Below are 25,507 nucleotides of genomic sequence, written 5' to 3' on the forward strand. Positions count from 1 at the left end.
TCAAATATTTTATTTTAAGCTTCATAAATACTTACAGCATCATTTCCATCCAGTTCTGAAACCTCAACCGATACCATTTCAGTTTTTGCTGTAGGAACATTTTTGCCCACATAATCTGCTCTTATTGGAAGTTCCCTGTGTCCTCTATCTATTAATACAGCAAGTTGTATCATTCCAGGTCTTCCCGAATTTATAATTGCCTCAATAGCAGCCCTAACAGTTCTACCTGTATACAAAACATCATCCACCAGGATAACTGTTTTATCTTTTACATCAATTTCTATATTATTAACCTTTATTGAAGTTTGCTTATCTAAGCTCATTAAATCATCTCTAAACAAAGTTATATCCACACTTGCTACTGTAACCTTTTTGCCTTCAATACTTTCAATAATATTTGCTATTCTATTGGCAATTGGTACTCCCCTTCTTTTAATTCCCATTAGTATTATGTTCTCTATTCCCTTATTTTTTTCTATTATTTCATGTGAGATTCTGGTAAGAGTTCTTTTCATAGCCTTTTCGTCTAAAATTACAGCCTTTAGTAACATAATTAAAACACCTCCTATATTATAATTTGCACAAAAAAACCCAACCATAGTAAGGTAGGGTTTATATTTCTAAATCCATTATTTTACCTTACGACCTCACGGGATCATTTAAAGGAAATAAATCAACACTAAATATGTTATCACATATTATTTATTATTTCAATTATCTTTTTAAAATATTCAGGAAGTTCGCTATCAAATTCCATATATTTACCTGTAGATGGATGTATGAAACCAAGTTTTTTTGCATGAAGCATCTGTCCTTGAAGTTTAAACTTTTGTTTAGTATATCCATAAACCGGATCTCCAACAATAGGATGACCTATGTAAGCCATATGAACTCTTATCTGATGCGTCCTCCCTGTCTCAAGCTTACATTCTATAAGTGTGTTGCTTTTATATCTTTGAAGAACTCTGTAATGAGTAACAGCTCTTCTTCCATCTTTGACTACTGCCATTTTTATCCTCTGGTTTGGATGCCTTCCAAGAGGTTTATCTATAGTTCCAGTATCCTCTTTAATTATCCCCTCAACAAGAGCATTATAAATTCTATTCATAGAATGTTCTTTAAGCTGCTCAGCTAACTTTTTATGAGCCATATCATTTTTAGCAACAACTAGTATTCCTGAGGTATCCTTATCTATCCTATGAACTATTCCAGGTCTTAAAATGCCATTTATACCTGACAAATCTGTGCAGTGATATAAAAGTGCATTAACTAATGTACCACTGTAATTTCCAGGTGCAGGATGTACAACCATCCCTTGTGCTTTATTTACTACTATTACATCCCTATCTTCATATATAATATCAATAGGGATATTTTCAGGCTCTACGTTAAGCTTTTCATTTTCTGGAATTTCAACTTCAACTTGATCACTTAATTTTAATTTATAACTGCCTTTTTTTATGCTCCCATCAACTATTACCTTTCCACTTTTAATGAGATTTTGAATATATGATCTTGATTTATCTTTAATATTTTCTGATAAATAAACATCAAGCCTTAAATTCTCATTATAAGAATCAACCTCAAATTTTAAAGTGTTCATTTTTTACCATCCCTAAGCATACATATTAAAAGTAAAAGGGTTCCTATAACAACGCATACATCAGCAATATTGAATACTGGATAATAATAGACATCTTTATAGTGAAATAAAATAAAATCAACTACATGTTTGTAAATAACTCTATCGACTATATTTCCAAGTGCTCCTGCAATTATTAAGCTTAAGGCTATTCTCATAAACTTATTTTTAGGTCTATATTTTATAAGATAAAACACAACTCCACAAAGTATAGCACATGTAAACACTATTAAAAATATAGTTTTGCCAACAAATATATTCCATGCAGCACCTTTATTTTCAACATAAGTGAAACTAAAAAAGCCTTTTATTATAACCATTTCATTTGTACTTCTTAACGAACTTAAAGCCCACAGCTTTGTAACTCTATCCAATAAAAAACCTATTATTATTACAACTAACTCCATTAATTTCCCCCTTAACATTAAAACTCAAATAAACCTGTATTAGTCTGGAAGTTGGGCTTTATACTGAGCATTACTTACTTTATCCATAAAATCAACATATTCATCATCATCAATAAAATCATCCATAGTATTAGGACGCTTATCAAAGTTCTGAACCGCTTCATAGCTGTCCTCCAAATCAAAACCTGTTTTGCTGCTGTATCTTGTATATCCGGTAGTAAAAGGATACCCTAAAACTTCTTCTTCAACAGGTCTATTATCTCCTGGTCTGGGTTTTATGCTTGCTATTTTTGTTTGACATTTTACGCAATTTTCAGCATAAGGTAAAAACTCTAATCTTTCTTCACTTATTTTTTCACCACAATTTTTGCATATTCCATAAGTTCCATCTTGTATTCTATTAATTGCCGCATCTATTTTCTCAAGTATAGTAGTTTCATTTTCTCTAAGTGCCATTCCCTTTTCAATATCATTTATTTCTGTTGCTAAATCTGAAGGATGATTATCGTAAAATGATAACTCAGAGGCTATTTCACTTTTAGAATCAATTGTTTCATTTTTTCTCATATTCCTAATCAAATCATTAACCTTGTTTTTTTCATTTATAAGTTTTTTTTCATAATAATCAAGTTTATTTTTTTCCATAATAACTCTATTCCTCCAATACATAAAATTAATCTAGCAGTCTTTAGAATTATTATTTCAAAAAACAAATAATATTATAACCTTAAATATTTATATTAAGTTAATCATGTTTTCCAGAATATCAGTAGAATTTTTTATTGCAATAGGTTTAAATTTTTCATAATCCATACTAGCACCATTATTAGCATTGTCTGAAATAGACCTTATAACAACAAAAGGTATTTTATTTAAATAAGCTGTATGTGCAATACTTCCGCCCTCCATCTCACATGCCATTGCTCCAAATTCCTTATCAAGCCATCTAATTTTATCTATATCAGCAATAAATTGATCTCCTGAAACAATTCTGCCTATAAAAACACTATGGTCTTTAAAATTTCCACATGCTTCTTTTGCTTTTTTTACTAAGGTTTCATTGCACTTAAAGTCAAAGGTATCCATTCTTGGCACTTGACCACGCTTATCACCAAAAGCTGTAGTATCCATATCATGTTCAACTAGATTATCAGCAATTACTATATCACCAGGATAAATATTTTTACCTATTCCGCCAGCAACTCCTACATTTATAATACAATCTACATTAAAATCATCTACAAGTATCTGTGTACATATAGCAGCATTTACTTTTCCTATACCGCATCTCACTATTACCACGTTTTTATTGCTTATTTTTCCAAAATTAAATATCATTCCTGCTTTATGTTCAGTTTTTTCTAATTCCATTTTTTTTAAAAGAAGCTCCAATTCTTCATCCATTGCTCCTACAATTCCAATATTCATTTTATTACCTCCACAAAAATGTTTTATACAAAATAATGAACTGCATCAAAATAAAGTAATTTAAATTTTGATACAGCCCTTTTACCCTTATTGAAATTTCAACTTATTTCTATTTCACAAAAAAACTTTTTATCTCATTTAAATCATTTGTAAAGCTTTCTTCACTTTCATTTAAAGCTTTAGCTTCTTCCTTTATAACCTGTTCTTTGTTATCATTTTGTATTTCTTTTGCATTTATAGTCTCTTCATCTTTTAAAGTAGCAATACTATAATTTTTATCGAATTCATTTTCAAGCGAATTAAACATATCCATCTGAGCATTTATAAAAGTTCTGTACTTTGATCTAAATTTTACGAATTCCTGCTTTATTTTATCATAATCATCATTGATTTTAACAACATCTTCATTAGCCTTATCAATTATTTTTTGTGCAGAATCATTTGCATTCCTGATCATAAGTTCAGCCTCTTTTTTTGCAGATTGTTTTGCCTGCTCTGCTGCATTTTGTGCTAAAACAAGAGTATTCTGGATTGTTTCTTCAATATGCGCATAATGCTCCAATTTTTCTTTTAGAATAACGTTCTTTTCTTTAAGATTAGAATTTTCTTTGTACATTTCTTCATAGCTATCAGCAATTTGATTTAAAAATTCATCAACTTCATCCGGATCAAATCCTCTTAAAGTTCTTCTAAATTCCTTACTAGTTATATCCATAGCTGTAAGCCTACTACTACTCATTTTATCACCTCAATCTCATAAGTTTTCCTGTAAAAATCATCTTAAAGCCAGTGTAATAATTACTCTTTCAATTATATTAAAAAAAATCAAAACAAAAAATGGAGAAAAATCAATCATAAAATTAGGCATAAATCTTTCTTGAAGCCTCCTAAACGGTTCAAGAAATGGACTTGTTATAGTTCCCACTATCCTCTTAAAATCATATAACGAATCCATTGGCAAGAATGATAAAACACAATCTATAATTACAGCCCACTCTAATACTCTTATTAAGTATATTAGCAAAGTAATAAACATAGCTATAAATTCTCCTCACATTAAAGTTTCAAATCTTCTAAATAGCAAAATTCATGTGTACTAAAATAGAATTTAGTACACATGAGCTCTATTTGCTCCAATTAAATATTCCTTTAGTTGAAAGTTCATTTTTTAAGTCCTTGCTAACTTCTACATTGGAAGGAGATAATAAGTAAACTCCCTTTTCAACCTCCTGAAGTTCACCATTTAGTACATAACTTGCTCCACCCATAAAATCTAAAAGTCTTTGAGCTATCTTAGGCTCAAGTTCAGATACATTAACAACAACTATTTTTCTATTTTTAAGATCATCACAAATTTGTGTTGCTTCATCATAATCGTTTGGTTTAACTATAGATACTTTTATAGAATTAGCCGTATGTATATTTACCACCTTACTTGATTTTTTATTTTGTATTAAGCTATTGTCATAGTCATAAGCTTCTTCCTCTTCAACACTTTTGTTGTCCTCAAGTTCACTTTCCTCTTCATCATACTCCTCATCGTTAAGTCCTATAATACCCATTACCTTGTTTAAAACTTTAATAGCCATTTTTTAACCTCCCTGTATTATTTACTATAATCTCTTTTACCAAATATTCCTTGGCCTATTCTTACTACGTTAGCGCCCTTTGATATCGCAGTTTTATAATCTCCTGTCATTCCCATAGATAAATATTTCATTTCAATATTTTTCAAATTCATACTTTTTAGCTTTTCAAACAAGTTTTTCATCTGTGAAAAATATTTTTTATTACTTTCTTCATCTCCAATTGGAATTACAGTCATAAGACCCTTAATTTTTACATTATTACAGTTCTCGCATTCCTTAAGAAGTTCATCTAAATTTTCTAATAAAATTCCACTTTTACTTTCTTCCCTACCTATATTTATCTCTATAAGAGCATTGGCATAAAGATTTTCCTTAGAATATCTTTTTTCAAGTTCTTTAAGTAATTTTACACTATCTAAAGAATGTATCAAAAATACCTTTCCAACAATGTACTTTACCTTATTAACTTGAAGATGACCAATAAAATGCCATCTAATATCGTTTCCAAACTTTTCATACTTAGTTAAAAACTCCTGCACCTTATTTTCCCCAAAATCTCTTATACCAAGATCATAAGCTTCTTTAATATCTGCTATAGGCTTGGTTTTAGATACAGCTACAAGATTAACATATTCCGGAATACTCTCCCTAATTTTATCTAAATTTTCTGCTATACTCAAATTCACCGTCTCCTTAAATAAAAAAAAGTAGAATTCTTATTATATAGATATATTCTCCATAAATCTAAAAAATCCTCTAAAATAATTAATATTTTTTTTAATCATTTTAAACAAAGAAAAATTTAATTGTTAAATTATAACTTTGCATAAAATATCTATTTAGAGTTCATATCTTTGTATCTAATGTTGTTATTACTTGAAAATATCTTTATATCTGAATTAGTACTTAACTTAAACTTTATGTTATTATGACTTCTCATTTCTAAATAATTAAGATAATTTCCATCTGCAAGCATATAACTTTTTAATTTATCTTCATCTCCAATAGCCTTTATATTAAATGGTGCACCTGTCTTAACTCCATTTATCAATATAAATTCTGCATTACAATATATTTCACTATTGCTTAAAACCCTTTGACCATTTACAGAAATAGCTTCTGCTCCAGCTGACTTTAAGGCATTTAGAACATATCTAATATCATAATCATGAAGCATTTCTCCAACATCATTATAACCCTTTACTGTTCCTGTAAATTCCCCTCCACTGTCATTTAATGTTAGTTCAATGCCTTCACCTTCTATATCAACATTTCCAAGAGCCATTCTATATAATGTAAGTTCATCCTTCATCTGCTTATTAGTTTCAGAAACATCATTTGTAGTTTTAATAAAATCATCAATTTTTTTCTTCACATCAAAGTATTGTTCTCTCAAATCATTTATGTCGCTTATAAGCTTACTCCTATTTCTATATACATCCTGATACTGCTTTGAATTAAGATATACTGTTTTCTTAGTATTGCCAAAAGTAATACTTGATGAAATAAGTATACCAACAAAAATTGAAGCAATGAAAATAAATATAGAAGCTTCATTATTTTTCATTAAATCACCTCATTAGTGAATCTTAGCCTTTTCCAGTAAAATTCTTCTTATCGAAGCGAAATTATTAAATATTCTTGTTCCAAAAACAATAACAGCAGCAAGATATATCGGAAGACTAAGTTTATCACCAAGATATACAAGTGCTACAGCGAGAACTGCATTTCCGAAAAAACCAGATATGAAAACATCCGCTTTAAATTGTTTTTCAAGTCCAGCTCTTATAGCTCCAAAAACAGAATCAAGACATGCAAAGATAGCTACAGAAAGATATGGTGAAAATTTATCAGGAATAGGAACATTCCAAACTACTCCTATTATTATCCCAATAAACAGACCAAAAACAGCAATCATAATTAATCACTTCCTTATTATTTATTCGAAGGTTTAGCAAAGTCAAACTTTATAATCTTACTTGATTTTTTTATCTTAATATTATCAACTTTATTGTATTCAACCTTATAATTTTCAGGTATCATAGATAAAACTCCTGGATAAGATAGTGCAGAATATAGCATTTTGCTATTTCCAATAGCCTTTATTGTTATTTTTTCATAAGGCGAAATCCTATCATCACCAATAAATATATCCGTTCCGCCGCTTGAGCTCTTTATTCCTGTTACCGCCGTTATCCTATTATCATTTACAGAAATAGCTTCCGCCTGAGAAAAGTTAAGTTCATTAATAAGATCTACAATATCTTCGCCCTTTATAGGTCGTGTTGTATCAGATGTACTATCAGAATCTGCGCTTCCAGAACGAGATATATTTTGGGGGGTTATAGTTATCTCTACTCCTGGTCCAGATACATCCACAACTCCAAGTACCATTTTGTCCTTATTCAATTCGTCCAGTATCTGTTTATTTGTAGTACTGCTATCAGCTGCTGCACTTTGATATCCCTTAACCTGCTTTTGAAGATCATCAACTTTTTTTTGCAATTCTCCTTTTTCTTTCGATAGCTTGTCAACTTCCTGCGAAATCTCAGTACTACTTCTGCTCGTATTTTCATTATTCTCTTGAATACTTACAATTTTAAGTTGATGTGCTATCATAAATCCGAGAATACAACATACAGCAGCAACAGCTATCTGAGAACCTAGTTTTTTCATCTCTTCACCACCTAATTTTGAATACAGTATACAGGATTTCCATCAAAACTTACATCTACATATCCCTTTTTATCCTTAAGATTTTGTTGTGACACTATGTTAATGGCTTTATTTAATTTTTTACTTAATTCTTCTGGAGAACCCAAAAATATACACATACTGTTTATATAAGCTTTTAAATTTACACTATCTGATATATCCACAGCTGTCAAGCTTAATCCATTAGTTTGAAAAATAGCATCTGTAAGCATTGATATACTTTTTAGTTTTCTTTTATCATCGCATTTTATTACTTCTCCGATTTTAGAATAATTAGTATCAAAACCATTTAATCTTACAAGCTTCATTCCGTTAAGATTATCTTTTTTTTCCAATACAACACCATTTTTATCTATAATAATGTATTTATTTCCAGTTTGAGCATAAAAAGCTGCTCTTCTCTCCTTAACACTTATACTAATAGTATCGGGAAATTTTTTATGTATATTAACATCCATTATATATGGATTTTGTTTTATATTATCTTTATATGTTTTAAGTGAAACAGTAAATATATTAACACCCTTTATAATTCCTGACTGCTTTATTATTTCATTAGAATTTATAATACTATTATCTTGCACTACTATATTTTTTATATTAAAAAATGATAATTTAAGACATAGTGTTACAAGAACGCAAATTAATATAATACCAAATAAAATTACTTTTTTTCTCCTTATTCTTTTTCTCCTTTTTTCTATAAGTTCATTTTTTTCGTTTATCATAAATTCACCCTATTTTCTAAAATATAGCAAAGCAGCAGTATCTTGAAGCATTAAATACTGTTACTTCACTTAAACTAAAGACTTTACTTTAATTAAAATTTTAACCTTTTTTATATTATACCAGTTTTAGCCGAAAAATTTATAAATATTTATTTACAATTTTTCAAATTTTAATAGGTCACGAGGTTTGGGAAGATATGTTTAAAAGTACACCAACAGCTATTAAATTAAATACTATTGAAGAACCTCCATAGCTTATAAATGGAAGTGGAACACCAGTTACTGGCATTGAATTAGTAACAACAGCCACATTAATAATTGCTTGAACAGCAATTACAGAGGTTATGCCAACTGCAAGAAGTGTACCATACATATCCTTTGAACGCATAGCTATTCGTATTCCTCTTTGGATTAATATTAAAAATAACATTATTATAAAAACACAGCCTATTAACCCAAGTTCTTCTCCAATTATAGAAAATATGAAATCATTATAAGGTTCAGGTATATAATAACATTTTTGTCTTGATTGTCCCAGTCCTAAACCTTTAAGTCCTCCAGAACCTAATGCCAAAAGTGACTGACAAGTCTGATATCCATAGCTTTGAGAATATTTCCATGGATTTTGAAAAGCTAAAAATCTAGTTTGTCTGTATCCAACTGACATAGTAAAAAATATTCCAAGAGGAATTACACCGCAAGCAAGCACTGAGGCAATATGCTTTATTTTTGCTCCACCAACAAACATTATAATTATACTTACTACCATTATTACAGTTGCAATACTTAAGTTATGTTCAATATAAACAAGACCTGCAAAAAATGCTGCTACAACAAGATAAACTAAAAAATTAGGAAAAAACTTTTTTATCCTATTGCCATTTTTTTCAATAGCTTTTGCAAGAACAACTACTACAGCATATTTTGCTATTTCAGATGGTTGCAAATTAAATCCAGGTATTGGTATCCATCTTTTAGCTCCATTTATAGCAGGAAACATAAGAACTACTAAAAGCAAAATTACTGTTATAACAATAATAATACCTGTTACCTTTTTTAATTTATGATAATCAATTTTTTCCATAGTAAAAAGAGCTATCAAACCTACCACTGCTGCAAATCCCTGCTTTTTTAAAAAGAACATGTCATCATTTTTATATTGAGAACTATTAAGTGCGCTATAAGAGCTTGCACTATAAACCATTACTACACCAATTGCAACAAGAAGTAAAACCGTTGCAAGGAGTATAAAATCCACCTCAACCTTTTGAAAAAGCTTTGGTTTTGCCATACCCAATCCTCCCGTAAAATTATTTAACCTAAATCATTAAATCTATAGAACACATTAACTTTAGTTTTTATTTTATTAAGCTTTATTTTAAACAAGTACCCTCATTTTATATTTAGCCTTTTATTAAAATAGAGCTAAAAATGAAATAAGGCAAAGTACAACAGTAGCAATGCAGAATACCGATACAACTTTGGTTTCATGCCAGCCGAGTTTTTCAAAATGATGATGAATAGGTGCCATTTTAAAGAACCTCTTTCCTGTACGCTTAAAGTAGGTAACTTGTATTACCACTGAAGCTGCTTCTATAACATATATTCCACCTACAATTATAACCAAAATAGGCAATTTCAATACAAGTGCTACTCCAGCCACTGCTCCACCAAGTCCAAGAGATCCTGTATCTCCCATAAAAATCTGCGCTGGATAGGAATTATATTTAAGAAAACCTAAAAGTGTTCCTATAACAATCCCACAAAATATAGAAAGAGGATACTGGTGCCATGAAAAACATATTACACCAAAAAAAGTCATAACAAGAAGCGTTACTGATGAAGCAAGTCCATCAAGTCCGTCTGTTAAGTTAACAGCATTTGTAACTGCTACCATGTAAAAAATCACTAATAAAATATATATAATTGGATTAAGTGTCATGCTTATTTTAAGAAAAGGAATATAAATATCTGTTCCAAAATGAACATATGAGTAATAAGCAACACCACAGGATGCTATGAGCTCAAGTAAAGATTTCTGCTTTACGGTTAAGCCCTCATTTTGTTTATGAATAATTTTAAGCATATCATCTAAAAAACCTATAAGTGAAAATGCTAAAAAACATAAAAACACAAAAATTACATTGCTATTTATATTCTTGTTCATAATAAGTATTGAAACCACGGTAGTTGTTATGAAAATTATTCCTCCCATGGTAGGTGTACCTGCTTTTTTCTTATGACTTGCTGGTCCCTCTTCTCTTATATTCTGTCCAAACTTTAATTTATGTAAAATAGGTATGAACAAAGGTCCCTGAAGAATGGACAACAAAAATGCAATTAATACTGAATAAATTATTACTCCCATTTTATATCTCCTTAAGTCTTTTTACTATATTCTCAAACTTCATAAGTCTAGATGCTTTCACAAGTACTACATCACCTTCGCTAACTACATTTTCTATATATTTAGTAGCCTCTTCAGTAGTTAAAAATTCTTTATGAGTATCTTTGCTATTAAATCCTCTTCCGTAAGCTTCATTAAACTCTCCAACAGTTATGAGTAAATCAATCCCATTTAAAGCTGCATACTCTCCAACATCTTCATGTGCATTAAAAGCTTCTTCTCCCAGTTCCCTCATAGTTCCAAACACAGCTATCTTTCTTCTACCCGGTATATTTTTGACAACTTCAATTGCAGCCTTCATAGAATCTGGACTTGCATTATAAGAATCATCAACTATTGTAAACTTTTCCTTTTTAATAACATCAAGTCTCATGGAAGTCATCTCAATTTTCTTTAATCCATTACTCATTTCATCATAACTAATGCCCATTTCTTTTCCACATGCAATAGCAAGCAGGCTATTTTCAACATTATGTTTACCAGGTATCGATATGTTAAATCTAGTTTTTTGAACCTGATTATTTATGCTCAAATTAAAGCTGGAACTATTTTCTTTCAAGCTTAAGTTAACTGCATTAAACTCACCATTTCCACTTATAGATGTTTTTACAATTTTATATTTTGAAGAAGAAATAGTACTTAAAAGATCATTATCACTATTTACTATAAGAACATTATTTTTATCAAAAAAATCCGTTATCTCAAGCTTAGCTTTTAATATATTTTCTCTGGTTTTTAAATTTTCAATATGGGATATTCCTATATTAGTTATTATAGCTATATCAGGCTTTGCTACTTTAGCCATTCTATGTATTTCATTTAAATTACTCATTCCCATTTCAAGCACTGCTACATCATATGTATTATCAAGCTGAAAAATCATAAGTGGAAGACCTATTTCATTATTAAAATTTCCAGAAGTCTTGAAAACTTTAAACTTACTTTGAAGAACAGAAAAAGTTATATCCTTTGTTGAAGTTTTCCCAGTTGAACCTGTAATGCCTACAATTTTTATATTTTTTAAAGTCCCCTTGTAAAATTCAGCCAAATCTAAAAGTGCCTGTTTAGTATCTCTTACTAATAATATTGAAGATTTTCCGTACTTTTCTGTATCCTTTTCTACAATTTCATCTACTATACATAAAGCAGCTCCCTTTTCTACAGCTTTGCAGGCAAATTCATTTCCATTAAAATTTTCGCCCTTTAGTGCTATAAAAATTGAGCCTTCCTCTATCTTTCTAGTGTCAGTACTTATTTTATTAAATGAGGATTTTTGTCCATGAACTACAATCTCTCCATTTACAGCATTTATAATTTGGTCAAGAGTTAAATTTTCCAATCAAAACAGCTCCTTTACTAGCTTCCCAACAATTTCTCTTTCATCAAAATGAATAGTTTTATCCTTTAAAATTTGATAATCCTCATGCCCTTTTCCCGCAATAACTATAACATCATTCTTTTTTGCCATCTTTAATGCTTCTTTTATGGCTTCCATTCTATTTTCAACTATTACATAATTGTCTTTATTTATTCCATTTAATATATCCTTTATAATATCTGAAGGATTTTCGCTTCTTGGATTATCTGACGTAATTATGGCAATATCACTCATTTCAGAGCCAATTTTACCCATTATAGGTCTCTTGGTTTTATCCCTATCTCCACCACAGCCAAATACAGAAATTAGTTTGCCTTCAGTAAATTCTCTTGCAGTTGAAAGTATATTTTTGAGTCCATCAGGAGTATGCGCATAGTCAACAATAATATCAAAATCAATATTATAATCTTTTGAAACTATTTCGCACCTTCCAGGAACAGCAGATAACTTTTCTAAGCCTGCTTTTACTTTTTCTATAGAAATACCCTCTGCAAGACATGCAGCTGCACTTCCAAGGGCATTATATACATTATATTTACCAGGTATATTTATAAAAGTTTTTATTGTATTTCCATTATAGTTTAGTTCAAATTCTGTTCCTTTAGAACTCATTTTTATACTTTGTGCTCTTATATTTGAATTACCTTCGATTCCATATGTAATTTTAGAATTTTTAACATCATCAAAAACCCTTTTACCATATTCATCATCAATATTTATTATAGAATTCTTACTATTTTCAAATAATATCATTTTAGCTTTATAATAATTTTCAAAAGTTTTATGAAAATCAAGATGATCTCTTGTTAAATTGGTGAATATTCCTTGATTAAATTCAATACCATATACTCTATTTAAATATAATGAATGAGAAGATACCTCCATAACACAGTATTCTATCCCTTCTGCTACCATATCGGAAAACAGCTTTTGAAGTTCTGTTGATTCTGGTGTAGTTCTATGTGTTTCTATCTTCCTATCTCCCACATAATTTGCAATAGTTCCTATAAGTCCAACTTTATATCCTGCACTTTCAAGCATGGATTTCATCATATATGTAGATGTAGTTTTTCCATTGGTTCCTGTAATGCCTATAATTTTAAGTTTTTTTGTTGGATTTCCATAAAAATTTGCACTTAAAATAGACATAGCTTTTCTACCGTCTTTTACTTTGATAACTGTACACTTAGGAATATCCTTTAAATCCTTTGTGCATATTACAGCTGATGCACCGTTTTCTACAGCCTTTCCAATAAAATTGTGTCCATCACTTTGATAACCTTCAATGCAAAAAAACAATCCTCGTTTTTCAATTTTCCTTGAATCATAATGGATATTTGTTATATCATCTTCAATGCTGCCATTTATAATTTCATAGCTAACACCAGCTAATATTTCTTTAAGCTTCACAATACCACCCCTTTTAAATTCAGAGTAGAGAATACAAAGTACAGAGTACCGTTATGGTTGATTTCTCTTCCTATCGTAAGATAAATCTAAAATTATATAAGAATAAATGATGTTCACCCCCGCTGGACGAAAACATTATTTTCTTTTATTAAGTTTTAAGATTTTCCGTAGCGAAACGGAAGAAAATCATCTATAACTGTACTCTGTCCTCTGTCAACTGTCCTCTGTTATATCAGTCTCCTGTTTCTTCAAGTGTAACATTTATAGTGCTGTCTTTATGAACATGAGTATTAGGCTTAATATCCTGTTCATCTACTACTCCTGATCCTGTAAATTTAACTTTAAGTCCAAGACTATTTAATAATTTTTCGGCATTTTCTTTGCTATAGCCTGTAAGATCAGGAACCACAACTTCACCATTACTATTATAGTTTGCACTATCACCTGTGTAAAGTATAATTTTAGTACCCTCCTTAACAGTCATGCCTGGAAACGGAGACATATTTGAAATATAAGTTCCACTACCTTCTATGGAACAATCAAGATTAACACTCTTAAGAGTTTTTACTGCGTCTTCCCTCTTTATACCTCGTACATTAGGTATCACAACATCTTTAAGTAAACTCTTTGCAACATCATCACTGGAAGCATCTTGTTTTATATTCAAATAATTAAATATATCATTAAAAACCTTTTGGCCTACAGGTGCGGAAATCTGTCCAGCATAGTAATTTGAAGGATCTGGTTCATCTATGGATACAAAAACTGTAACTTCGGGATCACTTGCTGGAGCCATCCCAGTAAATGAAGCAATATACTTTCCACTTTCATATCCACCGCCATTTGGATTAGGTTTCTGTGCTGTACCAGTTTTTCCTCCTATATGGTAACCAGCTATATAAGCTTTTTTGCCGCCACCTTCTGATACAACCTTTTCTAAATAACTTCTCAAGTTTTTAGTAACATTATCGTCTATTACCTTTGTCTTATTATAATTATTATAAGTCTTGTATAAAACTTCCTTTCCAGAAGAGTTTTCATTGTCTATTTCCCTCATAACATGAGGTGTTATAAGGTATCCTCCATTTGCTACAGCATTAAATGCCTGCATATACTGCATTATAGATACTGTATCTGTTTGTCCAAACGCAATCGTAGCAGCTTCAACAGGTCCTATTTTTGCAGTAGGTTTAATTATTCCCTTTGCTTCTCCTGGCAAATCAACCCCAGTTTTTCTGCCGAAACCAAGTTTGCTTATATACTTATTTAACAGTGTGCCTCCAAGTCTTTCTCCAAGTGTAGCAAAGCCTACATTACATGAATTTTTTAATATATCTATAAAATTTTCTTTGCCATGTCCTGTACGCTTCCAACAGTGAATATTTCTATTTGCAATCACAATGCTTCCTCCGCAGTTAAACTCATCATTTTCATGAACAACACCTTCAGACATAGCTGCAACAGAGGTTATTACTTTAAAAATAGAACCAGGTTCAAAAGTATCACTTACAGCTCTATTTCTCCACTGTTTCTGAAGTTCATTACTAGTTTTAGTTTTATCCCAAGGTTCATTTAAATTATAGTCCGGCTTATTTGCAAGTGCCAATATCTCACCATTTTTAGGATTCATTATAACAATAGTGACTGCCTTAGCTTTGTTATCATTTAATGCTTCTTGAGCTGATTTTTCTGCAAAGTACTGCATATTTTTATCTATAGTTAAAATTATATCTTTTCCATCTGAAGGCTTGGTATATTCAGATATAGTGTACGGTAGGTTCTTACTATTCCTGTCTAGTTCAGCAATTCTAGTACCTGGAGTTCCTTTTAAATATTTATCATACTGAAGCTCTACCCCTGTAAGCCCATTACCATCTGAATTCGTATGTCCAATTACTTGAGACAAAAAATTGCCATTTGGATAATAACGTTTTGTATCAGGGGAAACAATAACTCCATCAATTTTTAATGCAGCTACTTTATCTGCCCTAGATTTTTCAACACGTCTTGCTAATATTGCAGATCCCATTGCTCTTCCATCTTTAAATTTCTTATTAAGTTCCTTATCAACATCTTTCTTTTCCATGCCTAAATCTTTTGATAATTCATCTGAAAGTTCATTAAGAGTAATAGTTTTTTTCTTTGCAATATAATTTTTTATAGTGTTTAAGTCCAAATCAACCCTATATACATTTCCACTTACTGCAAGTTCATTTCCAAATCTATCTAATATCTTTCCTCTTTTAGCTGCAATTTTGACCTCGCTTGTCCATTGTTCTATAGCCATAGCTTTGTATTTAGGTGACATCATAACCATGACTTTAAAGAGACTATAACATAAAAAGCAGATAAGTACTATCAATATTATAAATACTGCAAGTAATCTGCTTTTTATATTGGCCCTATCGAATAAAATCTTTCTTGACAAATAGTTTACCTCCAAAAAAATAGCTTGCTTTCAATTACCTCCACAATACTTTTTCCTTGGTTACTTTCGCCATAGTTTTTTTGTAATTTTACACTATTTTTATTTAAATCCACAAAAACAGCTTTAGTATTATCTGGCTCAATCATATGTAATTCTTCTGTAGCTTTACTTTGTATCTCATCGATATTACTATACATCATAAGTCTTTTATTTAGGTCATCATTTTGGCTTTTTAAAACACTTGCTTTATCTTGTACATTTGCAAATTCCCTTTGTAGTGTATAAATTTTAGAATACCTATATATAACAGTAAACCCTATTATAAAAGTGATAAAAATAAATGCAATAATTCTTGCCTGCCTTTTTAGCTGTATTTGTTTTTTTCTTCTAAGTATATCCTTCTGTGATTCTTTTATTTTCTTATACTTGTCATCCTCAGTAATTATTACTTCTTTTTTTTGGGGACTTAACGCTGTACTTCCTTCAACAGAAAATTTTTTACTTGTTATTATCACTTTATTCACCTCACATAAATATTATAACTACTCTTTATATTTTTTCTGCTACCCTTAACTTTGCACTTCTACTTCTTGGATTAATGGTAATCTCATCTTCAGAAGGTTCTATTGGTTTTCTTGTTATGATTTCAATTTTAGGCTTTTTCCCACACACACAGATAGGAATGTCAGTAGGACATGTACATGGATTCTTAAGCTCTTTAAATTTATTCTTTACAATTCTATCTTCTAAGGAATGAAATGTAATTATGCACATCCTTCCACTACTTGATAATTTATCAACACCATCCTCAATAGTGCTATTTAATATTTCAAGTTCACCATTTACTTCAATCCTTATGGCTTGAAAAGTTCTTTTAGCCGGATGCGGTCCTTGCCTTCTAAATTTAGCTGGAATGGCGCTCTTTATTACTTCAACAAGTTCAAAAGTAGAATTTATATTTTCTTCTTGTCTTTTGTTTACAATAAATTGTGCAATTCTCTTTGCAAATTTTTCTTCTCCATAATTTCTAATTACGCGATATAATTTATCTTCATCGTAACCATTTACAACATCAAAAGCAGAAAAGCTACTTTCTTTATTCATCCTCATATCAAGAGGTGCATCGTGCATATAGCTAAAGCCTCTTTCTGGTTTATCTAATTGATAGGAGGACACACCCAAATCCATTAAAATACCATCAACTTTTTCTATATTAAGCTCATTTAATATGTTTTTTATATTGTGAAAATTATCATGCACATATATTACATTATCGTACTCTTTAAGTTTTTCTTTTGCTGCATTTATTGCATCTGTATCTTGATCTATCCCTATTAATTTCCCCTTTTCAGATAACCTTTTTAATATTTCACTAGAATGTCCGGCTCCGCCAAGAGTACAATCAACATATATTCCATCTTCTTTTATATTAAGTTCATGAATTGCTTCATTTAAAAGTACTGAAACATGTTTAAATTCCATTTTAATTCTCCTTTTATATCCCAAGTTCACTCATTTTTTCAGCTATCTCTTCCATATTAATATCCGATTCATTATATTCATCCCATTTTTCTTTACTCCATATTTCAATCCTTGTTGATACTCCTATGCTTATGATTTCCTTATCTATACAAGCATATTTTATAAGACTTTGTGGTATTAAAGCTCTGCCCTGTTTATCAATGTTAACTTCATTGGCACCAGAAAAGAAAAATCTCACAAATGCCCTAGCATTACGATTTGTCAGTGGTAACTTTTTTAGTTTTTCCTCAAGCGATCTCCACTCTTCTATAGTATAAGCATAAAGGCATCCATCTAAACCTTTTGTAATAACAAAGCTTTCTCCAAGTTCATCTCTAAACTTAACGGGGATTATTATTCTATTTTTACTGTCCAATGCATGTTCATATTCACCTATAAACATATTTCCACCCCAATTATGTAAATAGTCACCACTTTCAACCACTTTTAACCACATATATATATATTCTATAATAATATAAAAATCCCTCCTTTTAAAGTTAAAACTTTAAAAATTTTAAACTTTTTTTCGAAAACTTTTTTATTATTTAACAACCAGTCTTTATATAGAGGCAAATAGGTTAAATTTTCAAAACGTTTAATTCTAAATCATTTCTTGTAACCCATAAGTTTACTAAAAGTACAGAGCACAGATGACAAAGTATAGTTGAGGTAGCTTTTGCTTTTCTCAGGTAAATCTTAGAATTTAGTAGTATCAGCTGTACTGAACACCATGTATGATGCGATTATATAAGTATAAGTTTTGGATATTTTGCAGCGTTAGAAAAAAATTATACTTAACTATCCACTCTCAATTATCAAGCACTTCAAATTCATGCTAAAATTCTTAGATGTTTCCAGCTGTTTGAGCCAAAGGCGAGTTATTGAAACATTTTAGAAGCTTAGGATTTTTTTATTTTAGATTCATAGAATTTTTTAATGCGACAAAGCATTGTTAATTCGCACATTTCTGATATTCTTGAATTAATATATATTGTAGAGTATAATTTATAAAGATTAATAAGTTTAGAAGGGATGTTACATATAAATGAGATTAGGAATTGTTGGACTGCCTAATGTTGGCAAAAGTACTTTATTTAACGCTATAACAAAAGCTGGTGCGGAATCTGCAAACTACCCATTCTGTACCATAGAACCTAATGTTGGAGTTGTAGCTGTTCCTGATAATAGACTTGATGTACTTGAAAAGATGTATAATTCAAAAAAGAAAGTATATACAAGTATAGAGTTTTATGATATAGCGGGCCTTGTAAAAGGTGCAAGTAAAGGAGAAGGTCTTGGAAATAAGTTTCTTTCACACATAAGAGAATCTGCTGCTATTGTTCACGTAGTAAGATGCTTTAAAGATGACAATATAGTACACGTTGATGGAAGTATCGATCCTATTCGTGACATCGAAACTATCAATTTAGAACTTGTTCTATCAGATCTAGAAATAATTGACAGAAGAATAGAAAAAACAGTAAAGACTGCTCGCTCAGGTGATAAAAATTCTAAACAGGAAATGGTAACTCTTGATAAGATTAAAGCCCAGCTTGAAGCCGGAAAGCCTGTTAGAACTCTAGAATTTTCAGAAGATGAGGATGAATTTGTAAAAACTTTATTTCTTCTCACATCCAAACCTGTTTTGTATGCGGCAAATGTTTCTGAAGATGACGTACTTTCAGGTAATCTTGAAAACGACTTAGTAAAACTAGTTCAGGAATATGCAAAAAAAGAAAATTCTGAGGTTATTCCTATTTGTGCAAGTCTTGAAGAGCAGCTCTCTTCTCTTAATGAAGAAGAAGAAAAAGAAATGTTAGAAGAATATGGCCTTGATTCTTCTGGTCTTGACAGACTTATTAAAAAAAGTTATAAATTACTAGGCCTCATGAGCTTTTTAACCGCTGGTCCAGATGAAGTAAGAGCTTGGACAATAGTAAATGGTACTAAAGCTCCAAAAGCAGCTGGAAAAATTCACACAGACATAGAAAGAGGTTTTATAAGAGCAGAAGTTATTTCATACGATGATCTTATTGCCTGTGGTTCTGAAACTGCTGCGAAAGAAAAAGGCTTATACAGGCTTGAAGGAAAAGACTATATAATGCAGGAAGGTGACGTTGTATTCTTTAGATTTAACGTTTAGCTCAACGTAAGTAAAAATGCTTAGATATTTCAATTGTCTAAGCATTTTTTCAGTGAATAAACACGTGGCATGCGCAAATATATATGCGTAATACAAGTTAAAGAAGGATAATGGGCTAAACGCCTAAACCCCGTGTATTTTTACGCGACGAAGCATTGTTACTTCGCTCTTTTTAGTGCTTTTCTCTTTTAGTTACATATTTTTTAAGCTCATTTTTAGCTGCTTTCATCATATCTTCCCATTCAACCTCCATAAGCACATTAACAGCATCACTAATATTGTTCATAGAATAAATTGAAAACTTGTTGCTTAATACTGCAGCTTCAACTTCATTATTTAATACAATATTATCTATATTGGTTTCTGGTATTAAAACTCCATGTTCTTCATCCTTATTATAGGCTTCACATACCTTATAAAATCCTTCAATTTTATGATTAACGCCACCTATTGGTTGTGTTTCACCAAACTGGTTAATCGAACCTGTAACTGCTATATTTTGCTTTATAGGTATTTTAGAAAGTGCTGAAAGTATACATACTGTTTCTGCAACCGACGCACTATCCCCATCTAATTTTCCATAAAGCTGCTCAAAGGATAAGTGAAAATCAATTGGTATTTTGCTATACATACCAAACGTTTTATTTATAAAACCTTTTAATATACTTATAGACTTACAGTGAATACTTCCACTTAAATCATTTTCTTTATTGACGTCAATTATGTTTCCATCCCCTTTATAACAACTGCAGGTTATTTTCATTGGTTTTCCAAAGGTACAGTACCCTAAGTCAATTACAGATAAGCCATTAATCTGACCAATTTTTCTGCCGCTAACCTCCATAAGTATCTTCTTTTCTTTATAATCTTCCATTATTTTTTCTTCAATTAAATCCTCATTATAAATAATCTTTCTAATATTATTTTCTGTTATTTCTTCTCCACCCTCATAAGAAGCCTCTAAATTTGAAAGTGTAAGTATTTTAAATATCTCATCAGTATCAATATAATACTTCTTGTTGTTTTCAGCCATTCTAGACATATATTTTCTTATTTCCTTGTAAGCATCCTTTGAAGGCTCTTTCAACTTATTAGATTTACAAAAATCCTTTAAGGTTCTAATTAAATTATTTTCAACTTCACTTTCTATTGGAAAAATCGGATCGTATTCTGCCTTTATTTTAAATATATCCTTAAAATCCTTATCATAATTATACATTAAACTGTAACTATAATAGTCACCTATTAAGATAACCTTAAGCTTTACGTCAATTGGATCCGGAACTATTCCATTTAGACTAACTGCCTCAGCATATCCACGGTTATAATTTATCTTAATTTTTCCACTTGAAAGTATCTTTTTTAAGTAGTAATATGATCCGTTATATGAAAGAAGATTATTTATACGCATTATTAAGCATCCACCATTAGCTTTTAAAATAGAGCCTGCTTTTATGAGACTTATATCCGTTACATAAGTTCCATTATGATTTTCGTATTTAATACTCCCAATAAGATTTTCTATATTGGGATCATCCTCATAAATTATTGGTGGTTTTTCATTCTTACTGTTATCAACAATAACATTTATATAATATTTTGATATTGCATTTAATATCTTTGCCTCATCATTTTCATAACTCATACTGTAATTTTCAACTAGTTCATGTTCTATTTCGCTACATATCTTATTCAATTTATCTATTATTTCTTTAGAGCCTTGAAATTCTGCAAAAAACTTCATCTTAATCTTCTCTGATTCACTTATAAGATAATTTTCAAAATATCCCTTAAGTTTATTTATCTCATCAGTTTCTATATCCTTAAGCTTATCAAAAGCAATATTTGTCTTTTTTTTGAGTTCTCTTATCTTATCCAATATTACTTCCTTATCATCAACGCCTAATGTTTCATACTCATTTTCAGTCATGCCTGCTCCATCTTTAAGAGGAATAAAATTAAAGCCACCATCAGTAACTTTAAATTGAAAGCCTTGCTTTTCAGCCTCATCTATTATTTCGCTCAAAATATAGTTCTTTTTTTTCTGTACATTTTCTATTATTTTATCATGTTCCATATCATCAGAATCATTATAAAACTTATAAGTCAATTTAATGTATAACTTTTTCACTTCATTTAATTGTTCAAAAAACTTCTTTCCAAATCCATTTGGAACAATCATACCTTCAACATTCTTTGAATTATCAAATGTAATGTAACATATATCGTAAGGTTTATGTTCATTCATTAAAATTTTATCCATATAACTTACAATACTTTCAAGTTTATGTTTGCTAAATTTGTCTATAATATAAATATTGTATCCTCTATCTTTTATATTAAGTCCTTTCTTTATGCTTTTATAAAATTCATTATCTTGATTAGAAACTTTTTCTTCATCATACAGGACATCTTCACTGTATTTAACACTGTATATTATATCTTCAGGAACTAATTTTCTATACATGCCCAATACCTCCCCTACTTTAAACATATAAATTGTCTTTATATATTAATATTCTTAATAACTAATTTTAGGAACTTTTTTTGATTTTAATATTATCTTATCGTTCACAAATTAGTTTACCTATGCTATAATAAACAAGATAATATGTAGATTTTTCTACTATCATTAAATAGTAGTAATGAGCTTCTTCAAATATGAAATAATCTTTAAATATTTATCTAAAAAGGAGTTTTAAAAATGAGCTTTAAAGAAAAAATGCAGAAGTACTATACAGATAGTTTTTTAAAAAAAAATGGAGATAGAATAACTCAGTTACAGGGCAACATAATTTCTGTAAAGGTTGAACTAAAGGCTGTCTTATGGATTTTTCATAAATTGACTGCAACTGTGTTAGTTAAACCTGATAGAAGTAGAAACATAGTAAGATGTGTTTACAAAAGAAATAGATGGTTTAAAAAGCCTGAGTTTATGACTTTAAATCAAGGTAACCTGGTTATAGTTCAAGGTCTTAAAAGCACTACAGGAAAAAAAGACGATAAAAAAGAATATATTCAAATAATGAATATACGAAATTTAAGTACTAAAAAGGATTTAATTAAGATAGATGGAGAACAAGGTCAAGTTAAACCCGTAAGAAAAGTAAGAAGAATGAAATAGAGCCCTCAAACAAGGTGCTCTATTTTTTTTATGTGCTCTTCTATTTTTTATTAAAATAAAGGTACACACTATTGATAAGAGAAATAAATCCCGAAAAAAATATAATTATTAGCCATTCAAATAATCCTAATGCCCTAGTATGAAATATAACTTGAAGAAATGGAATATATATAACCGCTATAAGCATTGCTATTGAAATTGATACTGCACCTACTAAATATAGATTTGTAAAAAGCTTTATCTCAAAAATTGAATGTCTCTCTGATCTACATTCAAAAACATGTATAAGCTGAGACATAATCAAAGTTCCAAGTGCAACAGTTCTGCTGCTCTTCAAATCAAGTCCAAAATACATTGAAATTATAAAAGAAAAAACTGTACATATACCAATAAGACATCCTCTTACTACAATTTTTTCACCTAGCCCTTTAGAAAAAATACCTTCCTTTTTATCTCTTGGAGCTTGAAGCATTATATCATTATCAGCAGGATCCACCCCTAGTGCCATAGCTGGAAGACCGTCTGTAGCTAAATTAACCAGCAAAATTTGTATAGGCAAAAGTGGAGTATCTAAATAAAATAGTGACGATAAAAACATAGTTAAAACTTCTCCCAAATTGCAGGAAAGAAGATATCTTATAAATTTTCTTATATTGTTATATATAACTCTTCCCTCTTCAACCGCTGATATTATAGTAGCAAAATTATCATCTAGCAAAATCATAGCAGAGGCTTCTTTAGTTACATCGGTTCCAGAAACACCCATAGAAACTCCTATATCTGCCTCCTTTACAGCTGGTGCATCATTTACTCCATCTCCAGTCATTGCTACAATTTTGTTATTTCTTTTAAAAGCTCTGACTATTTTTAGTTTATGTTCTGGACTAACCCTTGCAAATATCTTTATTTTATTCACTGCTTTAACTAAATTATCATCACTTATTTTCTCAAGTTCATCACCGCCCATAATTTCAGACATATCTGAACATATTCCAAGTTCCTTTCCTATAGCAAAAGCAGTATTTTTGTGATCTCCTGTAATCATTATTGGAGTTATTCCCGCTTTTTTGCATTCTATAACCGCATTTTTAACCTCTGGTCTTGGTGGATCTATCATTCCCGCAATTCCAAGAAATATCAAATTTTTTTCTCTTTGGCTCTCATTTATATCGTGATCCTTATATGCACATGCAATACATCTTAAAGCTTTTCTTGACATATTTTCAACCTGACTATTAACTTTTGCCTTATAAGCTGAAGTAAACAATTGAACTTTACCACCAATATAAATGTATTTACACCTTTCAATGATTCTTTCAGGTGCACCTTTTACATAGCAGCATACTCCATGAGAATTTCTACTTATGACAGACATCATTTTTCTCTTAGAATCAAATGGTATCTCACTAAGCCTTTTTTCCTTTGAAAGATAATTTTTCAGTTCCTTACCATTATCAAAAAATGCTCTTATTAACGCTGTTTCCGTTGGATCACCAAAAAGGCATTCGTTTATGCTTTTTTTATTAAAATCATAATCACAATCATTACAATATACAAAACTCTTTCTAAGTAACTCAAACTCATTTCCAGTATAAATACTTTTCTCATATATTCTATCATTAAAATATATTTCTTTTACCGTCATTTTATTTTGAGTTAAAGTGCCTGTTTTATCACTGCAAATAACAGATGTGCAGCCAAGAGTCTCCACAGCTGGAAGTCTTCTAACTAAGGCATTTCTTTTAAGCATTCTAGATACACCAAGTGCAAGTGCAACAGTAACTATTGCTGGAAGTCCTTCCGGTATAGCAGCTACAGCAAGACTTACTCCTACTAGAAACATCTGATATTTATCTTGTCCTCTCATTATTCCCAAAACAGTGACAACGACGCAAATAAGTATACATACAACTACAAGTATTTTTCCAAGTGAAGCAAGCTTTTGTTTTAAAGGTGTTTTTTCATCATCTATGTTCTCAAGCATATTTGCTATTTTTCCCATTTCCGTGTTCATACCAGTTGATTCTACCCTTGCACGCGCCTTGCCTGTAAGTACTATAGTTCCCATATAAATACTGCTATATTTATCATTTTTGTATACTCCCACAGATTCTCCAGTTAAAAGCGATTCATCAACCACAAGATCGGAACCATCTGCTATTATGCAATCTGCTGGTATCCTATCTCCACTCTCTATAAGTACAAGATCACCAGGTACAAGTTCTTCCGCAGGTATTATTTTTATTACCTTGTCTCTTACTACCTTTGACGTAGGTGCTGCCATTTGTTTAAGTGCTTCTAAAGATTTTTCTGTTTTAAATTCCTGCACGAAACCTAAAATAGCATTCATAAACACTATTATAAGTATAGTTACAGTATCTCCTTTTTCACCCATAAGCCCGGATATTATAGTTGCTGCAATTAAAACCCATATAATAAAATCATTAAATTGAGATAAAAATATTTTAATAGGTGAAATTTTCTTTCTTTTTTCTATAGTATTTAACCCATACTTTTGTCTTCTTTTTTCAACTTCCTCTTCCCTAAGTCCACTAATTAATTCGTTCTCATTTATCACCTTATC

Annotated in this window: 25 protein-coding genes; 2 read left to right on the forward strand and 23 right to left on the reverse strand. The window is 30.3% G+C overall.

The window, feature by feature from the left end:
* Positions 1-14: 14 nt before the first annotated feature.
* The 21 genes from pyrR to mraZ form a co-directional block, all read right to left on the reverse strand.
* Positions 15-551 carry a bifunctional pyr operon transcriptional regulator/uracil phosphoribosyltransferase PyrR gene (pyrR, locus tag ACJDT4_RS14240; protein ID WP_406788238.1) on the reverse strand — a complete coding sequence of 179 codons (537 nt, stop codon included), beginning with the start codon at positions 549-551 and terminating at the stop codon, positions 15-17.
* Positions 552-691: 140 nt separating this feature from the next.
* Complete coding sequence (locus ACJDT4_RS14245; RefSeq protein WP_406788239.1) at positions 692-1,603, reverse strand: RluA family pseudouridine synthase; 912 nt, start codon at positions 1,601-1,603, stop codon at positions 692-694.
* A complete protein-coding gene (gene lspA, locus ACJDT4_RS14250; protein WP_406788240.1) occupies positions 1,600-2,049 on the reverse strand; it encodes a signal peptidase II in 450 nt (149 codons plus the stop codon). Before lspA ends, ACJDT4_RS14245 begins: the two co-directional genes overlap by 4 nt.
* A gap of 39 nt (positions 2,050-2,088) precedes the next feature.
* Positions 2,089-2,694 carry a TraR/DksA C4-type zinc finger protein gene (locus ACJDT4_RS14255; protein WP_406788241.1) on the reverse strand — a complete coding sequence of 202 codons (606 nt, stop codon included), beginning with the start codon at positions 2,692-2,694 and terminating at the stop codon, positions 2,089-2,091.
* 90 nt (positions 2,695-2,784) lie between these two features.
* Entirely contained in the window at positions 2,785-3,477 is a 693-nt protein-coding gene (locus ACJDT4_RS14260) for a 5'-methylthioadenosine/adenosylhomocysteine nucleosidase (RefSeq protein ID WP_406788242.1), read from the reverse strand.
* A 109-nt stretch (positions 3,478-3,586) separates the two neighbouring features.
* Positions 3,587-4,216, reverse strand: a complete 630-nt coding sequence (locus ACJDT4_RS14265) for a DivIVA domain-containing protein (RefSeq protein WP_406788243.1) — start codon at positions 4,214-4,216, stop codon at positions 3,587-3,589.
* Between the two features lie 36 nt (positions 4,217-4,252).
* Complete coding sequence (locus ACJDT4_RS14270) at positions 4,253-4,513, reverse strand: YggT family protein (RefSeq protein WP_406788244.1); 261 nt, start codon at positions 4,511-4,513, stop codon at positions 4,253-4,255.
* Positions 4,514-4,601: 88 nt separating this feature from the next.
* Positions 4,602-5,066 (reverse strand): cell division protein SepF, encoded by a 465-nt coding sequence (locus ACJDT4_RS14275; protein ID WP_406788245.1) that lies wholly within the window; start codon positions 5,064-5,066, stop codon positions 4,602-4,604.
* A 17-nt stretch (positions 5,067-5,083) separates the two neighbouring features.
* Positions 5,084-5,746, reverse strand: a complete 663-nt coding sequence (locus ACJDT4_RS14280; RefSeq protein WP_406788246.1) for a YggS family pyridoxal phosphate-dependent enzyme — start codon at positions 5,744-5,746, stop codon at positions 5,084-5,086.
* A 155-nt stretch (positions 5,747-5,901) separates the two neighbouring features.
* Positions 5,902-6,633, reverse strand: a complete 732-nt coding sequence (locus ACJDT4_RS14285; protein ID WP_406788247.1) for a DUF881 domain-containing protein — start codon at positions 6,631-6,633, stop codon at positions 5,902-5,904.
* Between the two features lie 12 nt (positions 6,634-6,645).
* The gene (locus ACJDT4_RS14290) at positions 6,646-6,984 is read right to left on the reverse strand and encodes a small basic family protein (protein WP_406788248.1); all 339 of its coding nucleotides are present in this window, start codon (positions 6,982-6,984) and stop codon (positions 6,646-6,648) included.
* Positions 6,985-7,001: 17 nt separating this feature from the next.
* Complete coding sequence (locus tag ACJDT4_RS14295) at positions 7,002-7,742, reverse strand: DUF881 domain-containing protein (protein WP_406788249.1); 741 nt, start codon at positions 7,740-7,742, stop codon at positions 7,002-7,004.
* Positions 7,743-7,753: 11 nt separating this feature from the next.
* The gene (locus tag ACJDT4_RS14300; protein WP_406788330.1) at positions 7,754-8,506 is read right to left on the reverse strand and encodes a cell division protein FtsQ/DivIB; all 753 of its coding nucleotides are present in this window, start codon (positions 8,504-8,506) and stop codon (positions 7,754-7,756) included.
* 181 nt (positions 8,507-8,687) lie between these two features.
* A complete protein-coding gene (ftsW, locus tag ACJDT4_RS14305; protein ID WP_406788250.1) occupies positions 8,688-9,800 on the reverse strand; it encodes a putative lipid II flippase FtsW in 1,113 nt (370 codons plus the stop codon).
* Between the two features lie 123 nt (positions 9,801-9,923).
* The gene (mraY, locus tag ACJDT4_RS14310) at positions 9,924-10,877 is read right to left on the reverse strand and encodes a phospho-N-acetylmuramoyl-pentapeptide-transferase (RefSeq protein WP_406788251.1); all 954 of its coding nucleotides are present in this window, start codon (positions 10,875-10,877) and stop codon (positions 9,924-9,926) included.
* 1 nt (position 10,878) lies between these two features.
* Positions 10,879-12,255, reverse strand: a complete 1,377-nt coding sequence (locus ACJDT4_RS14315; RefSeq protein WP_406788252.1) for a UDP-N-acetylmuramoyl-tripeptide--D-alanyl-D-alanine ligase — start codon at positions 12,253-12,255, stop codon at positions 10,879-10,881.
* Positions 12,256-13,704: a UDP-N-acetylmuramoyl-L-alanyl-D-glutamate--2,6-diaminopimelate ligase gene (locus ACJDT4_RS14320; RefSeq protein WP_406788253.1), complete on the reverse strand. Its 1,449-nt coding sequence runs from the start codon at positions 13,702-13,704 to the stop codon at positions 12,256-12,258.
* Positions 13,705-13,936: 232 nt separating this feature from the next.
* A complete protein-coding gene (locus ACJDT4_RS14325; RefSeq protein ID WP_406788254.1) occupies positions 13,937-16,132 on the reverse strand; it encodes a stage V sporulation protein D in 2,196 nt (731 codons plus the stop codon).
* Between the two features lie 5 nt (positions 16,133-16,137).
* The gene (locus tag ACJDT4_RS14330; RefSeq protein ID WP_406788255.1) at positions 16,138-16,647 is read right to left on the reverse strand and encodes a septum formation initiator family protein; all 510 of its coding nucleotides are present in this window, start codon (positions 16,645-16,647) and stop codon (positions 16,138-16,140) included.
* 34 nt (positions 16,648-16,681) lie between these two features.
* The gene (gene rsmH / locus ACJDT4_RS14335) at positions 16,682-17,614 is read right to left on the reverse strand and encodes a 16S rRNA (cytosine(1402)-N(4))-methyltransferase RsmH (RefSeq protein ID WP_406788256.1); all 933 of its coding nucleotides are present in this window, start codon (positions 17,612-17,614) and stop codon (positions 16,682-16,684) included.
* A 13-nt stretch (positions 17,615-17,627) separates the two neighbouring features.
* On the reverse strand, positions 17,628-18,056 hold the full coding sequence (gene mraZ / locus ACJDT4_RS14340) for a division/cell wall cluster transcriptional repressor MraZ (protein ID WP_406788257.1): 429 nt from the start codon (positions 18,054-18,056) through the stop codon (positions 17,628-17,630).
* A 645-nt stretch (positions 18,057-18,701) separates the two neighbouring features.
* On the opposite strand from mraZ, the gene ychF reads away from it, so the two are divergent.
* A complete protein-coding gene (gene ychF, locus ACJDT4_RS14345; protein WP_406788258.1) occupies positions 18,702-19,799 on the forward strand; it encodes a redox-regulated ATPase YchF in 1,098 nt (365 codons plus the stop codon).
* Between the two features lie 172 nt (positions 19,800-19,971).
* Here ychF and ACJDT4_RS14350 read toward each other — a convergent pair whose 3' ends face one another.
* Entirely contained in the window at positions 19,972-22,266 is a 2,295-nt protein-coding gene (locus ACJDT4_RS14350) for an AAA family ATPase (protein ID WP_406788259.1), read from the reverse strand.
* 237 nt (positions 22,267-22,503) lie between these two features.
* Here ACJDT4_RS14350 and ACJDT4_RS14355 point away from each other — a divergent pair, with 237 nt between their 5' ends.
* Positions 22,504-22,923, forward strand: a complete 420-nt coding sequence (locus ACJDT4_RS14355; protein ID WP_406788260.1) for a hypothetical protein — start codon at positions 22,504-22,506, stop codon at positions 22,921-22,923.
* A gap of 40 nt (positions 22,924-22,963) precedes the next feature.
* On the opposite strand, the gene ACJDT4_RS14360 is transcribed toward ACJDT4_RS14355, so the two are convergent.
* Entirely contained in the window at positions 22,964-25,501 is a 2,538-nt protein-coding gene (locus ACJDT4_RS14360; protein WP_406788261.1) for a calcium-translocating P-type ATPase, PMCA-type, read from the reverse strand.
* Positions 25,502-25,507 lie beyond the last annotated feature (6 nt).

It is taken from the genome of Clostridium neuense (genome assembly GCF_045310695.1).
Lineage (GTDB): Bacteria > Bacillota > Clostridia > Clostridiales > Clostridiaceae > Clostridium_S > Clostridium_S neuense.

What these genes read in the sequence shown, in the direction of transcription:
- ychF (WP_406788258.1), top strand. Translation starts at nt 18,702, where the DNA reads ATGAGATTAGGAATTGTTGGACTGCCTAATGTTGGCAAAAGTACTTTA.
- ACJDT4_RS14350 (WP_406788259.1), bottom strand. Translation starts at nt 22,266, where the DNA reads ATGTATAGAAAATTAGTTCCTGAAGATATAATATACAGTGTTAAATAC.
- ACJDT4_RS14275 (WP_406788245.1), bottom strand. Translation starts at nt 5,066, where the DNA reads ATGGCTATTAAAGTTTTAAACAAGGTAATGGGTATTATAGGACTTAAC.
- lspA (WP_406788240.1), bottom strand. Translation starts at nt 2,049, where the DNA reads ATGGAGTTAGTTGTAATAATAATAGGTTTTTTATTGGATAGAGTTACA.
- ACJDT4_RS14355 (WP_406788260.1), top strand. Translation starts at nt 22,504, where the DNA reads ATGAGCTTTAAAGAAAAAATGCAGAAGTACTATACAGATAGTTTTTTA.
- ACJDT4_RS14295 (WP_406788249.1), bottom strand. Translation starts at nt 7,742, where the DNA reads ATGAAAAAACTAGGTTCTCAGATAGCTGTTGCTGCTGTATGTTGTATT.
- mraY (WP_406788251.1), bottom strand. Translation starts at nt 10,877, where the DNA reads ATGGGAGTAATAATTTATTCAGTATTAATTGCATTTTTGTTGTCCATT.
- pyrR (WP_406788238.1), bottom strand. Translation starts at nt 551, where the DNA reads ATGTTACTAAAGGCTGTAATTTTAGACGAAAAGGCTATGAAAAGAACT.
- rsmH (WP_406788256.1), bottom strand. Translation starts at nt 17,614, where the DNA reads ATGGAATTTAAACATGTTTCAGTACTTTTAAATGAAGCAATTCATGAA.
- ACJDT4_RS14265 (WP_406788243.1), bottom strand. Translation starts at nt 4,216, where the DNA reads ATGAGTAGTAGTAGGCTTACAGCTATGGATATAACTAGTAAGGAATTT.
- ACJDT4_RS14290 (WP_406788248.1), bottom strand. Translation starts at nt 6,984, where the DNA reads ATGATTGCTGTTTTTGGTCTGTTTATTGGGATAATAATAGGAGTAGTT.
- ACJDT4_RS14270 (WP_406788244.1), bottom strand. Translation starts at nt 4,513, where the DNA reads ATGTTTATTACTTTGCTAATATACTTAATAAGAGTATTAGAGTGGGCT.
- ACJDT4_RS14260 (WP_406788242.1), bottom strand. Translation starts at nt 3,477, where the DNA reads ATGAATATTGGAATTGTAGGAGCAATGGATGAAGAATTGGAGCTTCTT.
- ACJDT4_RS14285 (WP_406788247.1), bottom strand. Translation starts at nt 6,633, where the DNA reads ATGAAAAATAATGAAGCTTCTATATTTATTTTCATTGCTTCAATTTTT.
- mraZ (WP_406788257.1), bottom strand. Translation starts at nt 18,056, where the DNA reads ATGTTTATAGGTGAATATGAACATGCATTGGACAGTAAAAATAGAATA.
- ACJDT4_RS14255 (WP_406788241.1), bottom strand. Translation starts at nt 2,694, where the DNA reads ATGGAAAAAAATAAACTTGATTATTATGAAAAAAAACTTATAAATGAA.
- ACJDT4_RS14245 (WP_406788239.1), bottom strand. Translation starts at nt 1,603, where the DNA reads ATGAACACTTTAAAATTTGAGGTTGATTCTTATAATGAGAATTTAAGG.
- ftsW (WP_406788250.1), bottom strand. Translation starts at nt 9,800, where the DNA reads ATGGCAAAACCAAAGCTTTTTCAAAAGGTTGAGGTGGATTTTATACTC.